Source organism: Campylobacter sp. 2014D-0259 (assembly GCF_008000505.1).
Lineage (GTDB): Bacteria > Campylobacterota > Campylobacteria > Campylobacterales > Campylobacteraceae > Campylobacter_D > Campylobacter_D jejuni.
The window spans coordinates 34,182-47,262 of sequence record NZ_VOAQ01000012.1 but is presented as its reverse complement, the minus strand read 5'-3'; the positions used below and the strand labels follow the sequence as shown (position 1 = coordinate 47,262).

16 protein-coding genes and 1 pseudogene are annotated in these 13,081 nt (G+C 30.7%); 14 read left to right on the top strand and 3 right to left on the bottom strand.

Annotated elements, in window-relative coordinates; all coding sequences use genetic code 11:
* Positions 1–6: 6 nt before the first annotated feature.
* From SR63_RS08615 to SR63_RS02300, 4 genes and pseudogenes are all read left to right on the top strand, one after another.
* A pseudogene (locus SR63_RS08615) lies at positions 7–129 on the top strand (hemerythrin family non-heme iron protein); the annotation flags it as partial.
* A 184-nt stretch (positions 130–313) separates the two neighbouring features.
* Entirely contained in the window at positions 314–961 is a 648-nt protein-coding gene (locus SR63_RS02310) for a hemerythrin family protein (protein WP_002871084.1), read from the top strand.
* A 2-nt stretch (positions 962–963) separates the two neighbouring features.
* Entirely contained in the window at positions 964–1,572 is a 609-nt protein-coding gene (locus SR63_RS02305; protein WP_002854639.1) for a bacteriohemerythrin, read from the top strand.
* 60 nt (positions 1,573–1,632) lie between these two features.
* On the top strand, positions 1,633–1,818 hold the full coding sequence (locus SR63_RS02300; protein WP_002867099.1) for a hypothetical protein: 186 nt from the start codon (positions 1,633–1,635) through the stop codon (positions 1,816–1,818).
* Here SR63_RS02300 and SR63_RS02295 read toward each other — a convergent pair.
* The 3 genes from SR63_RS02295 to SR63_RS02285 form a co-directional block, all read right to left on the bottom strand.
* A complete protein-coding gene (locus tag SR63_RS02295) occupies positions 1,815–2,846 on the bottom strand; it encodes a Cj0069 family protein (protein WP_002851763.1) in 1,032 nt (343 codons plus the stop codon). The genes SR63_RS02300 and SR63_RS02295 overlap by 4 nt on opposite strands.
* 78 nt (positions 2,847–2,924) lie before the next feature.
* On the bottom strand, positions 2,925–3,821 hold the full coding sequence (gene sppA, locus SR63_RS02290) for a signal peptide peptidase SppA (protein WP_002854721.1): 897 nt from the start codon (positions 3,819–3,821) through the stop codon (positions 2,925–2,927).
* A complete protein-coding gene (locus SR63_RS02285; RefSeq protein ID WP_002867098.1) occupies positions 3,809–5,038 on the bottom strand; it encodes a metal-dependent hydrolase in 1,230 nt (409 codons plus the stop codon). Before SR63_RS02285 ends, sppA begins: the two co-directional genes overlap by 13 nt.
* A 90-nt stretch (positions 5,039–5,128) precedes the next feature.
* Between SR63_RS02285 and aroQ the strand changes: the two genes are divergently transcribed.
* From aroQ to mnmA, 10 genes are all read left to right on the top strand, one after another.
* Entirely contained in the window at positions 5,129–5,608 is a 480-nt protein-coding gene (gene aroQ, locus SR63_RS02280; protein WP_002852001.1) for a type II 3-dehydroquinate dehydratase, read from the top strand.
* 2 nt (positions 5,609–5,610) lie between these two features.
* The gene (gene folK / locus SR63_RS02275; protein WP_002851803.1) at positions 5,611–6,084 is read left to right on the top strand and encodes a 2-amino-4-hydroxy-6-hydroxymethyldihydropteridine diphosphokinase; all 474 of its coding nucleotides are present in this window, start codon (positions 5,611–5,613) and stop codon (positions 6,082–6,084) included.
* 9 nt (positions 6,085–6,093) lie between these two features.
* Entirely contained in the window at positions 6,094–7,548 is a 1,455-nt protein-coding gene (flhF, locus tag SR63_RS02270) for a flagellar biosynthesis protein FlhF (RefSeq protein WP_002854264.1), read from the top strand.
* Positions 7,541–8,407, top strand: a complete 867-nt coding sequence (gene flhG / locus SR63_RS02265) for a flagella biosynthesis ATPase FlhG (protein ID WP_002854691.1) — start codon at positions 7,541–7,543, stop codon at positions 8,405–8,407. Before flhF ends, flhG begins: the two co-directional genes overlap by 8 nt.
* Positions 8,408–8,425: 18 nt before the next feature.
* Positions 8,426–8,782: a hypothetical protein gene (locus SR63_RS02260; RefSeq protein ID WP_002854547.1), complete on the top strand. Its 357-nt coding sequence runs from the start codon at positions 8,426–8,428 to the stop codon at positions 8,780–8,782.
* On the top strand, positions 8,763–9,455 hold the full coding sequence (locus SR63_RS02255; RefSeq protein ID WP_002876929.1) for an RNA polymerase sigma factor FliA: 693 nt from the start codon (positions 8,763–8,765) through the stop codon (positions 9,453–9,455). Before SR63_RS02260 ends, SR63_RS02255 begins: the two co-directional genes overlap by 20 nt.
* Positions 9,455–10,534, top strand: coding sequence for a flagellar motor switch protein FliM (gene fliM / locus SR63_RS02250; protein ID WP_002851710.1), 1,080 nt, complete (start codon positions 9,455–9,457; stop codon positions 10,532–10,534). Before SR63_RS02255 ends, fliM begins: the two co-directional genes overlap by 1 nt.
* Positions 10,531–11,373, top strand: a complete 843-nt coding sequence (fliY, locus tag SR63_RS02245) for a flagellar motor switch protein FliY (RefSeq protein WP_002860902.1) — start codon at positions 10,531–10,533, stop codon at positions 11,371–11,373. The genes fliM and fliY overlap by 4 nt, the downstream gene beginning before the upstream one ends.
* A gap of 68 nt (positions 11,374–11,441) precedes the next feature.
* Positions 11,442–12,047 (top strand): TIGR00730 family Rossman fold protein, encoded by a 606-nt coding sequence (locus SR63_RS02240; RefSeq protein ID WP_002866619.1) that lies wholly within the window; start codon positions 11,442–11,444, stop codon positions 12,045–12,047.
* On the top strand, positions 12,047–13,063 hold the full coding sequence (mnmA, locus tag SR63_RS02235) for a tRNA 2-thiouridine(34) synthase MnmA (protein WP_002876927.1): 1,017 nt from the start codon (positions 12,047–12,049) through the stop codon (positions 13,061–13,063). Before SR63_RS02240 ends, mnmA begins: the two co-directional genes overlap by 1 nt.
* The last annotated feature ends 18 nt before the right edge of the window (positions 13,064–13,081 follow it).

Below are 13,081 nucleotides of genomic sequence, written 5' to 3'. Positions count from 1 at the left end.
TAAGCAGGTGCTATCCATGATGTGCCTTTTGGAATTCATGAAAAAATCAAATTACAAGGTAAGAAATTCAAATGTAAAAAATGTAGAGAAGCTTTAGAATTTTATAAGGTTTATTCGGAAGGGTTTTAAAAAATATTTCAACTAAATTTTATTAATTAAAAAAGCCATTAATATATAAAAAATAGAAACTTTTTATATTTAATACTATTTATATCTTATTTAAAAATATTAAGTTTTTATTTTATTTTAAATTTAAAATGTGTAATATATCATTAATAATATATATTAAACTTTTGTTTTGGAAGTAAAGATCTTGGATAAATTAATTCCTGTTTGGGATGAAAAATATAGTATCAATGATGAGAAAATAGATGCTCAACATCAAAAACTTTTTGAACTTGCAGCAAAAATAGAAAATGCGGTTTATAAATTTGTTCAAAGAGATGAGTTAAAAGAAATTTTAACAGAACTTTTTAACTATATGAAAGAACATTTTAGTAATGAAGAAGATTATATGCAAGAAATTCATTATCCTTATTTAAATGAACACAAAATCATGCATAAAAATATCATTCATGATATGTCTTATCTTATACAAAACATAAAAACCACTAATGATTTAAAAGAAAAACTTTATACTATAATGTCAGAGTGGCTTTTAGAACATATATTACATCATGATGTTATGATAGGAAATTGGCTTTCGGATCAAATTTTAAGCAAACAAGAAGAAGAGCTTGAAAAAATCAATGAAGAAATATTATACGAAAACACTCCAACAACTCCTACCGCCAAACAGGTAAAACATAAAGAATATGAATTTATCTATTCTTGCCCTTGCAGAACAAATCATATACTTTCATATACAGAACACCTTGACATTCTCTGTCATAAAAAACAATTAAGATGTAAAAAATGTCAAAAAAATTTATTCTACGTTAAAAGTGAGTTAAAGGATTAAAAATGTTTCCAAAATGGGATGATAGCTATAGCGTTCATAATGCAAAAATAGATGAACAGCACAAAAAACTTTTTGAACTTGCAGGTAAAGTAGAGTTTATGTTTGATAAACCTGTTTACAAGGATGATGTAAAAGCTTTATTGGCTGAATTTTTTAACTACATGAAAGATCATTTTAATGATGAAGAAAAATATATGAAACTTATAGGATATCCTGATTTAGAAGAACATAAAAGAATTCATAAAGAAATCATTCAATCCATGATAGATCTTATTAAAAATATAAAGTCCACTAATGATTTAAAAGAGAAGCTTTACACAGTTTCTAAAAAATGGCTTTTAGAACATATACTCTATGAAGATATGAAAGTTGAACAATACAGAAGATCTTCTTTAGCTTCTGAAGATGATGGGGAAGTAAGCTTTGAAGAAGTCAAAGAAGAAAAAGATGATGAAAATGCAGTTTATCTTTATACATGTGAATGCGTAGGACAAATGCATGATGTACCTTTTGGAATTCATCAAAAAATTCAACTTAAGGGTGTAAAATTTAAATGTAAAAAATGTAAAGAAGCCATACAGTTTTATAAAAAATATTCAGAAAATTTCTAATTAACTATTTATGCGTTAAAATAATAAATAAAGTATAAGTTAGACAAAGAAGGAAATTTAATGGATAAAAAAATAAAATATTTTATTTTGGATAAATTTGACTATTCCTATCCTATACTAACCAAAGATACAAAATGCTCATTTTGTGAAAATTTTTTCCCGATAGAATATAGCTCAAACTTAAAAACAATAGAAAAAGAATGTCCATTTTGCAATAATAAAATGGACATTAAACTTAAAGACTAAGCCTTAGTTTTACTTACAATATTAATAATATTTGAAGCTACTTCATCAGCAAGTTCTAAATGGGAAGTAAAGCCTACACAAGAACAATTAATCTCGCCTAAAACATATTTATCATTGCCCTTTTCATCAGTATCTAAAATAAAATCAGCCGTCCAAATCAATGGTAAGTCGTAATTGCCTAATTTTTCCCTTACCTTAGGAAGCTCGCCTAAAAACATATCCACCAAAGTTTTCCAATCTTCTGGCTTATCATAGCGATATTTTGCCCCACTAAAAAGCGTAGCAGAAAAAGCATCAGCATCTTCAGCTGGTTTTTTATGCACTACATTTACAGGGGTGTTATAAAGCATTAAAAGTCTGATTTCACCTTCTTTAATGCGCGGTAAAAAAGTCATATCCACAAGCATACCATTATCACCTATGATATATTGCTCACAAAAATCCATAAATTCTCCAAGTTCTCTATGTTCTACATGATTATCCTTAGCTTCTGTGCATTTGATTTTTGTGTTTAAAGGCAAACTATCTCCACTAACATTACCCTCTACACTCACACGCCAAATTCCCTCTCCTGTAGAGCCACGATTTTGTTTTAAAACCCTTTCACCTTTAGCCAAACTTTTTGGAAAATTTTCTTTAAAAGTCTTAATATCATAGTAAGCATAAGTATCGCTTGGAACAAGATCAGTATCTGCTAATTTTGTAAGCGCATCTTTAGCGCCATAACCTATCATAGCATCAGGATGAGGCATACCTACAAGCTTATCGGCACAAAGTTTTCTTAACATATCAAAATACTCATTTTCTTCTTTAAGATTGCCAGGATTGATGCGAGAAACATAACCATCAAAATTTTCTTTTACATATTTGTAAATTTCATCTTTTTTACCCACTTCAAAAAAAATCACCTCAGCATTCCAACCCTTAGCTTTTAAGGCATTTACCATAGGCATAGTATCTTTTCTATAACCATCTTCACCTTTATCACTCCCACCTTTAACTTCGAAAAAAACAATATTTTTTTTCATTATTTTACTCCTTATCTAAGATATAAATAATTATTGCATAAAAATATTACAAAAATTAAATAAAAATATTTATATATTTTATCTAGCGTTTATAAAACTGCTATTAGTCTTATAAGCGATTTCGATTAAGCTTTTACTTATCAAGCTTGATGTTTGTCCTTCTAGGCGATTAAGAAATTTATCAATCTTATCTTCTTCTTTCCAAACAGGATTTGAAACATTAGCAAGTTTTTCAAGCTCCTTTTTAGCATTTTCATAATTACTAAGCTCATCTATAAGACCAAGCTCCTTAGCTTTGGCAGCTAAAAACACTCTTGCATTTGCCCATTGATCTTTTTTATTAAGATCTAATGCTCTTTCCTTGGCAACAAAACCTGTAAAAAGATCATAACTTTGATCAATTAAACCCTGTAAAAAATTTCTTTCATTCTCATTCCAAGCTCTTGCAAAAGTTCCAGCACTTTTAAATTCACCTGCTTGAATAGTTTGTTCTTTAATACCGAGTTTATTAGCCAATCCGCTTAAATCAGCTCCTTGCATAATCACACCGATAGAGCCTATAAAACTTGCTGGATTGGCTAAAATTTTATTAGCTCCAACTCCTGCTAAATAACTTCCGCTTGCCATAGTTCCGCTTGCATAAACAAGCACAGGCTTTTTAATTTTTAAATCCTTTATAGCTAGAGCTAGTTCCATACTAGGAGCAAAAGCTCCACCAGGAGAGTCTACAACAAAAAGCACTCCTTTAATATTGCTATCATTTTTAGCATTGATAATTTTTTCCAAAACCGCAGAGCTATCAAAAATTTCACCCTTTAAATCAATGCGTTCTAAATTTGCAAGATTGGAGCTTGAATTTGCACTAGGCATTAAAATCCATATAACAATCAACAATAAAACAAAGGTTTTAAAATAAGTATTGATAAATTTTATACCGCATCCTAAAGCCTTAAAAAATGATTTTAAAATTTGCATTCTTTTCCTTTTATAAATAATTTATCCACTTCCTTAGCATTTAAAATAAACTGCAAAGGAGCTTGCTTTTTATCACATTCTCCTAGCTCAAATACGCTAAAATCAGCAATTTTACCTTTTTTAAGCTCTCCTAAATTTAAATTTAAAGCCCTTGCAGGATAAAGCGTTGCCATTTGCAAAAGCTTAGAGGCTAACTCTAATAAATCAAAATTCTTATGTATAAGCAAATTCGCGCGCATTTCATCAAGTAAGGACAATGAAATATTTGAGCTAAGTCCATCGGTTCCTAAATGGATATTCAATCCACTTTTTAAAGCTGTTTTTAAATCTAAGCTTTTTTGACTTAAAAGGCGATTTGAAAATGCACAATGTGTAATAGAATGTAAATTTTTATCCAACCATTCATATTCTTTTAGATAAACACAATGCGTAAAAAGAGTCCTTACTCCTTTAAAGAGTTTAGCAAAATCCTTTGGTGCATAAAGAGGCTTAGGATGAAGTGTGAAATTTTCAAGCCATTTTTTAAACCCCCCTTTAGACTCTCTAAGCCAGATATTTTCAGCCTTGCTTTCTAAAAAATGCGTGCTAACTAGTAAATTTTGCTTTTTAGCTAAATCAAGAGCAAAATAAGCCAAACTAGGATGAGTTGAATAAGGAGAATGAATCGAAATTGCTGGGATAAAAAAATCATTTTTAAATTTCAAAGAATTTTCAAATCTTTTTAAAAATTCTTGTTTTTTATCTTCAACTTGATTTTCATTTGTACCCAAAATTTCATTAAAAAATACTACACGTATACCCTTTTGACTAGCCTTTAAACAAGGATCTAAATCACTCCCAAAACTTGAAATTTCACCTATAGTGCCTATACCGCTTTTTTGCATTTTTTTAATGCTTTGAAGTATTAATTCTTCTTTGGCCTGCGCATTTAACATGGAACGAGAATTTATAACACTTTTAAGCCAAATTAAAAATTCTCCAAAATGTAAAGTTGTTGAATTTGCACTAAATTCTAAGTGTGTGTGAGGATTTATAAAAGCAGGTAAAATAACCGAATTTTTAGGTGTTTTGATAATTTTAGCCTTGGGATATTTTTTTCTTAAATTATCCAATTCACCCAATTCTAAAATTTTATCTTCAAAAACAAAGGCTTGATTTTCTAGTATTGTAAAATCTTCATCGCATAAAAAAAGATATCTTGCAGCAGCTATAAACACGATTTTCCTTTCAAAAATTACATTGTAGCAAAAATTTATTTTTAAAATGTTATAATAAAAGGTTAAAAATAAATTTTTAAGGTTAAATCCATGAAAATAATGATTATCCAAGGCCCAAATGTTAATATGCTTGGCGTAAGAGAAGTGGGAATTTATGGTGCTATGAAAATGGAAGAAATTCATGAGCAAATGAAACTTGCAGCATCGCAAAACAATGTAGAACTTGACTTTTTCCAAAGTAATTTTGAAGGTGAAATCGTAGATAAAATTCAAGAATGCCTTGGAACAGTTGATGGAATTATTATCAATGCAGCAGGCTATACTCATACTTCAGTAGCTATTCGCGATGCTATTGCAGCAGTAGCTTTACCTACAATTGAAGTACATATTAGCAATGTTTATCGCAGAGAAGAATTTCGTCAAAAAAGTCTTATAGCGCCTGTATGTTCTGGAACTATTGTTGGTTTTGGTCCTTTTGGCTATCACTTGGCTTTAATGGGTATAATTCAAATTTGCGAACAAATAAAAAATTTGCGCGCGATGCAACAAGCACAACAAACGAATAAATAATAATGCTAAAAATTCAAGGAGTAAAACACTTTGAAAAAAGTCGTTTTTTTCCTTTTTTTAGTCAAAATATACGATCTTTTAAATATTTAGCTCTTATAGGCTTAGGAAGCAATATAGAGCCCGAAAAAAAAAGATTTGATATGCTTTTTCGAGTAATGATGGATGATAAAAGATTTAAAATTTTATCCACATCTCCTATGTTGATAAATGAAGCCTTTGGTTTTAAAGAGCAAAAAGATTTTACCAATGCTGTTATGTTGATACAAACTAATTTGCATGCACGAGCACTTTTGAAAGTTTTACTTTATTATGAAGTAAAATTTAAACGCAAGAGAACTTTCAAAAACGCTCCTAGAACGCTTGATTTAGATCTTTTATACTTTTCACAAAAAGTCAAGCGTGATAAGTGGTGTGAGGTGCCTCATAAAGGGGCTAAAGAAAGAGTGAGTGTAATTTTGCCTTTAGGCATGATATAAGGAATATAAATGGGACAACTTATACATACTTTTACTGTTGAAGATACAGAACAAATTATACCCAAAGTAAAAGAAGATTACGGAGATAAAGCTTTAATTATAACAAATAAACAAATTCGTCCTAAAACCTTAAATCGCAGTGCGCTTTATGAGGTTATGGTAGCCATAGAAGAAAGCGACTATGAAGAACACTTAAAAAAACAAGGAAAATCTTTACCTGCAAAAAAAAGCTCGCCAAAACCATCTTCTACCTCTCTTGCAGAAGAAAAAATTAGATCTCAAATCCCTCAAGAAGATGAAGATGTAGTCTTGGATTTCTCAAACACTCGCTTAAATACAAATTTAAACACTGTAAAAAACAATGACTTAACTAAAAAAACCTATCAAGATTTTCCACAAAACAAAATCAACCCTCATCAAAATAAGACTCTAGGCTTTGATGATTTTAAAGAAAAACTAAGTGAAGTTAGCAATGAAATTTCTAAAGTCACAAACACACCTTTAGAAAATTACACCCCTAATCCAAATTATAATAAAAAAATAGAAAATTTTGAAAAGCAATTTGAAAAACAAATCAACAAGCTTAACGATAAAATAGATCTTCTTGCAGATATGATGTGGGACGATAAAGCTGAAGCTAGAAAAAATCTTATGATACCTCCTGAATTTGCAAGTATTTATAAACAAGCCAAAGAAAGTGGAATGCTTGAAAATCATCTAGAAGCGATTATGAAAGCAACTATAGAAAATATGCCAGCTGCTATGAAAACCAACAAAGATGCGGTTCAAAGATATTTTCACTCACTTTTAAGAAATATCTTGCCTTGTCGTGTTGAAAGCGATATAAAAAAACAAAAAATCATGATGCTAGTAGGCCCAACAGGAGTCGGAAAAACAACAACCTTAGCTAAGTTAGCTTTTCGCTATGCTTATGGAGATAAGCGTTATAAAACAGGTATTATTACGCTTGATACTTATAGAATCGGTGCGGTTGAGCAACTTTTTCAGTATGCAAAAATGATGAAACTTCCTATTATTGATAGCATAGAACCAAAGGATTTAGATGAAGCGATAAAAAGCTTAAATAATTGCGAAGTAATTTTAGTTGATACTATAGGAAATTCACAATACGATCAAAGCAAACTTGCTAAAACTAAAGAATTTTTAATGCACTCAAATGCAGAAATTGATGTAAATTTAGTGGTTTCTGCAAACACCAAACATGAAGATTTAATGGAAATTTATAAAAATTTTTCATTCTTAAATATTGATACTTTGATTATTACTAAATTTGATGAAACAAAGGTTTTTGGAAATATCTTCTCTCTTATTTATGAAACAAATATTCCTCTAAGCTTTTTCTCTACAGGACAAGAAGTGCCAGATGATTTAGAAGTAGCCAATAGTGATTTTCTAGTTCATTGTATTTTAGAAGGGTTTAACAAAGGAAAAAATAATGAATAACCAAGCAAATAAACTTCGCAATCTCATGAGTCAAAATGGAACCAAAAAATCCCAAAACACTCATTTTATAGCTATTACAAGTGGAAAAGGTGGCGTTGGAAAAAGTACGATTAGCGCAAATCTAGCCAATGTTTTAGCAAATAATGGCTATAAAGTTGGGCTTTTTGATGCTGATATTGGCTTGGCAAATTTGGATGTCATTTTAAATGTACGCATACAAAAAAATCTCTTGCATGTTTTACGCGGAGAATGTTCTTTGGAAGATATTTTAATAGAAGTTAAGCCAAATTTATGGCTCATCCCAGGCGAAAGTGGAGATGAGATTTTAAAATATAATGATAAAAATATTTACGAGAGATTTTTAAATCAAGCAAGTATTTTAGATGAGCTTGATTTTCTTATTATCGACACAGGTGCGGGTATTGGTGGAAATATTTTAAATTTTTTAGAAATGGCTGATGAAGTTATAGTAGTAACTGTTCCTGATCCTGCAGCAATCACTGATGCGTATGCAACCATAAAAACAACTTCTAAGACAAAAGAAAATTTACTAATGCTCTTTAATGTTGTAAAAAATGAAAATGAAGCTTTAAAAGTTTTTGAAAATATTAAAAAAGTTGCAGATGCAAACATTAAAAATCCTTTAAATTTAGAATTCTTAGGTCATTTAAGCGCTTCTAAAGATGTAAGTGGTAGTATTAAAAAAAGAACTTTATTTAGCGATGAAAACACAGCCTCAAGTGATGAGCTTAAAGCCCTAGCCTCCAAGCTTTTATATAGATTGGAACGGAAAGTGCTTGATAATGTTTCAAATCGTAGTTTTTCAAGTTTTTTTAGAAAAATTATTGAAAGATTTTAGCAATAAAGAGAAGAGATTATGAGGCCAGAAAATTACGTAGCATTTTTCACTGTTTGTGGATTTTTTATAGGACTTGCATTTAGCATTATTAGTATAGATGAAGCCTTTGATATACTGATTTTTACTTGTTTTATTACTTTTATGTTTTATGTTTTTGTTCATATTGCTATTATGAATTTTATAGATGTAAAGAAAATTAGTGGCAGAATCTTTAATAAACACGATTATGAAAAAACTAGCAATAATATTATCAACGATTTAGTTATTCGTGAAAAGAAAATGGATATAATTTTAGAAAAGCTCAATGAAGAAAGAGAAGAGCTAAAGAAAAATGAATCCAAAGAAAGACGAAGAAATGCTAAAAGAGCCGCCTAAAGCTTATGCACAAATGCTAAAGAAAGAGCAAGATGAGCTTGTACTTTCTTACATGCCAGCTCTACGTGCTATGGCTTTTAGACTAAAAGAACGCTTGCCTTCAAGCATAGATGTTAATGATCTTATTAGCATAGGCGTTGAAGAAATGATAAAGCTTTCACGCCGTTACGATAAAGAACAAAATAATAACTTCTGGGGTTTTGCAAGAAAAAGAGTTAATGGCTCTATGCTTGATTATCTTAGAAGTCTTGATGTAATGAGTCGCAATAATCGCAAAATTATTAAAGATATTGATGCAATCATGGATGAATATTTCCTTGAGAATGAATGTGAACCTGATGATGAGTATCTAGCCAAAAAACTTGATTTAGATGTAGAAAAAATCAAAGAGGTAAGAACAGCTCATGCTATTAGCTATACCCTGCCCATCGATGAGCAAATCGAACTTTATAACGAAGACAATACTTTAGAAAAAATTGAAAAAGAAGAACTTTTAGAAAAAATTCACGAAGTGCTAGATGATCTTAAAGAGCGCGATCAGTTAATTATTCAGCTTTATTATTATGAAGAATTAAGCCTAAAAGAAATCAGTGAAATTTTACAAATCAGTGAAAGCAGAATTTCACAAATTCACAAAAAACTTCTTAAAAAACTTAGAGAAAGGCTAGTGTAATGGCTGAGATACTTTCCCAAGAAGAAATTGATGCTCTACTTGAAGTTGTCGATGATAACACCGACACACCCATAGCCTCAAATTCAAAAGATGAAAAAGATGAAAGAAATATCGTTGTATACGATTTTAAGCGTCCAAACAGAGTTTCAAAAGAACAACTTAGGACGATTAAAGGCATACATGATAAATTGGCAAGAAATTTAGCCTCTCAAATTTCATCAATGATGAGAAGTATTGTTGAAACTAAACTTCATTCAGTCGATCAGATGACTTATGGAGAGTTTTTAATGTCTTTGCCAAGCCCAACAAGTTTTAACGTTTTTTCTATCAAACCTTTAGATGGAAACTGTGTTTTAGAAATCAATCCAAGCATAGCTTTTCCTATGATAGACAGGCTTTTAGGTGGTCAAGGCGATAGCTATGAAGCTTCGCGTGAGCTTACGGATATTGAGCTTAATTTGCTTGATTCTATTTTGCGTATCATTATGCAAAGACTTAAAGAAAGTTGGGCTACTGTAACTGAAATTTATCCTAGTATAGAAGCTAAAGAATCAAGTCCAAATGTTGTGCAAATCGTATCTCAAAATGAGATTGTTATCATGGTAGTAATGGAAATCATCATAGGAAATTCAAGCGGTATGGTAAATATCTGCTATCCTGTAGTGCATTTAGAAAGTATATTAAGCCGTTTGGCAAACCGCGACATTATGATGGGTGAAACCTCAGCCAAAAAATCACGCAACAAAGAACTTAAAACTTTAATCGGTCGTGCTGAAGTGGTATATGAGGCAATTTTAGGAAAAACCTTAATTAATGTTCATGAATTTCTAGAACTTAAACAAGGCGATATCTTAAGACTTGATAGAGAAGCAGATGATAAAGCTATAGTAAGCATCGATAAAAAAGATGTTTTCTTAGCGCAAATTGGATTGCATCGTTTTAGAAAATCTATTAAAATTTTAGAACTCATACGCACAGATAAAGATGAAATCAAAGAAATTTTGGAAAAATACGAAGAAGAACGTAAAGCTAAAGCTAGTGTTTATGATGAGCCTGAAGAGGAGGATGAAGAAATATGATCAATGATTTTTTAAAAATGTTTACAAATGAATGCATCAGCACCATTGAAGGTTTAACAGGAAAAAGTGCTGAATTTAGCGAATACAAAGAATTTGATGTCAATGCAAGCGATACTTTAAAAGCACCTTTAGTGTATGCTATATTTGATATAGCAAATGGTGGAAAAATAGGAATTTTAGCCGGTGCTGTTTTAATGAGTGCTATTGGTGAATGGATGATGGGTGAAGAAGAGATCACCAAAAACGATAAACTAGGTCCTGATGAAATGGATGCAGCTAAAGAAGCCATCCAAAATATCATTTCAGCATTTTCTACAACTTTAGGAGCTCAAAAAGACATTCCAAAAATGGATTTTAGTATAGAATCTTGTGAATTTGTGCCTGAAAGCGTAGATTTTAAAGATTTTAAAAAATTATTTTTATATGATGTAAAAATAGGCGATTTAGAAGAACAAGTTTCTTTAGCCATGGATCAAACACTTCACAACATTCTAAGTGGAAAACCTGCTGAAACAGGAAATACAAGCACTGATTCTAATCACAACGCTGAAGAAAAAGCGATAATGCTTAGCGAAGAACTTAAAAATATCAATCTTATCATGGATGTTCGTTTGCCTGTGCGTGTGCGTATAGGCAATAAAAAAATGCTTTTAAAAGATGTTTTAACTATGGATATAGGTTCAGTTGTGGAGCTTAATCAACTTGCAAACGATCCGCTTGAAATTTTAATCGGAGATAAAAGAATTGCTTATGGCGAAGTAGTAATTGTCGATGGTAATTTTGGTGTTCAAATCACAGAAATCGGATCTAAAAAAGAAAGATTAGAGCAATTAAGATAAAATTACTCTATAAATTTAAAAAAATTAGCTATAATGATTTTTTATAGTTTTGCCAAAAAAGGTATTTGATGGATACAAAAATCATAAAAGATGTTGAAAAATTTGAAAATATACCCGATCTAGAAAAGGCTATTACTTTTTTTGGTTCAGCAAGACTTAAAGAAGATAATTTTTATTATCAGCAGGCTAAAATTTTGGCACAAAAATGTGCTCAAAATGGTTTTTGTGTGATAAGTGGTGGAGGTGGTGGTATTATGCGTGCAGCCAACGAAGGTGCTTTTTCACAAAAAAATAATACAAATTCAATGAGTTCTGTAGGGTTTAATATATTTTTACCTCACGAGCAAAAACTTAATGATTTTGTAGAATATAATATTACTTTTGAGAGCTTAGCCATACGCAAAATGGCTCTTATTGAAAAGAGTCTAGCTTTTGTGATCTTCCCAGGCGGCTTTGGAACACTTGATGAATTGTGTGAAATTCTTACATTAAAACAATTAGAATTTAAAAAAGATGTTCCTATTATTTTGTTTGGGAGTGAATTTTGGCGAGGTTTTGATGAGTTCGTCAGAAATTCTTTACTCAAACTTGAAGTGATTTCTAAAGGAGATGAGTTAAAGTATAAAATCACTGACGACTTAGATTTTATAATTAATACTTTAAAGGAAATTTAATGAAAATTCTAGTCGCTATGAGCGGTGGAGTTGATAGTACAGTCACTGCTTATAAACTTAAAAATTTAGGTCATGAAGTTATAGGTTGTTATATGAAGCTTCATGGCAAGCCAAATTACCACGAAGAAAATATCAAAAAAGTAGAAAAAGTTGCAAACTTTTTGCAAATTCCTTATCATATTTTAGACTTACAAAAAGATTTTAAAAACAAAGTTTACATGCCTTTTGTGGATACTTATAAAGAGGGTAAAACACCAAATCCTTGCGCTTTATGTAACCGCTTTATCAAACTTGGAAAACTTTTAGAATTTGCTAAAAGTTTAGGTTGTGAAAAACTTGCCACAGGGCATTATGCAAGACTTGAAAACAACTTAATAAAAACCGCGGTAGATGAAAGCAAGGATCAAAGCTATTTTTTAGCTAGCGCAGATAAAGAAGCTTTAAAATATCTTATTTTTCCGCTAGGCGAAATGAAAAAAGAAGATGTGAAAAAATTTGCTTCCACTATAGAGGTTTTAAAATCTTTTGCCACTCAAAAGGAAAGTTCTGAAATTTGCTTTGTTGAAGATACTTATGTGCAAGTTTTAGATCAGTTTATGGATACAAAAATTCCTGGAGAAGTATTAGATAGTAGCGGAAAAGTGGTAGGCAAACATGAGGGCTATATGCACTATACCATAGGCAAAAGAAGGGGCTTTGAAGTGCGTGGGGCACATGAACCACATTTTGTTTTAAAAATCAATCCTAAGCAAAATCAAATCATCGTAGGAACCAAAGAAGAACTTAAAATCAGTGAATTTAAGCTAAAAAATATCAATCTTTTTATAGACGCTAAAGAGCTTGATTGCGAAGTAAAAATCCGCTATCGTTCAAAATCTACACCTTGTAAGGTAGAAATTTATGAAGATAAAAGCGCAAAAATCACTCTAAAAGATCCTGTTTATGGACTTGCTAGCGGACAAATGGCAGTCTTTTATGATCATGATAAAGTCATAGCAAGCGGTTTTATAGAATAATTTCTAGGAATTAATTCC

Coding starts and splice junctions, on each gene's coding strand:
- SR63_RS02305 (WP_002854639.1), top strand. CDS start 964: ATGTTTCCAAAATGGGATGATAGCTATAGCGTTCATAATGCAAAAATA.
- SR63_RS02300 (WP_002867099.1), top strand. CDS start 1,633: ATGGATAAAAAAATAAAATATTTTATTTTGGATAAATTTGACTATTCC.
- SR63_RS02295 (WP_002851763.1), bottom strand. CDS start 2,846: ATGAAAAAAAATATTGTTTTTTTCGAAGTTAAAGGTGGGAGTGATAAA.
- sppA (WP_002854721.1), bottom strand. CDS start 3,821: ATGCAAATTTTAAAATCATTTTTTAAGGCTTTAGGATGCGGTATAAAA.
- aroQ (WP_002852001.1), top strand. CDS start 5,129: ATGAAAATAATGATTATCCAAGGCCCAAATGTTAATATGCTTGGCGTA.
- folK (WP_002851803.1), top strand. CDS start 5,611: ATGCTAAAAATTCAAGGAGTAAAACACTTTGAAAAAAGTCGTTTTTTT.
- flhF (WP_002854264.1), top strand. CDS start 6,094: ATGGGACAACTTATACATACTTTTACTGTTGAAGATACAGAACAAATT.
- flhG (WP_002854691.1), top strand. CDS start 7,541: ATGAATAACCAAGCAAATAAACTTCGCAATCTCATGAGTCAAAATGGA.
- SR63_RS02260 (WP_002854547.1), top strand. CDS start 8,426: ATGAGGCCAGAAAATTACGTAGCATTTTTCACTGTTTGTGGATTTTTT.
- SR63_RS02255 (WP_002876929.1), top strand. CDS start 8,763: ATGCTAAAAGAGCCGCCTAAAGCTTATGCACAAATGCTAAAGAAAGAG.
- fliM (WP_002851710.1), top strand. CDS start 9,455: ATGGCTGAGATACTTTCCCAAGAAGAAATTGATGCTCTACTTGAAGTT.
- fliY (WP_002860902.1), top strand. CDS start 10,531: ATGATCAATGATTTTTTAAAAATGTTTACAAATGAATGCATCAGCACC.
- SR63_RS02240 (WP_002866619.1), top strand. CDS start 11,442: ATGGATACAAAAATCATAAAAGATGTTGAAAAATTTGAAAATATACCC.
- mnmA (WP_002876927.1), top strand. CDS start 12,047: ATGAAAATTCTAGTCGCTATGAGCGGTGGAGTTGATAGTACAGTCACT.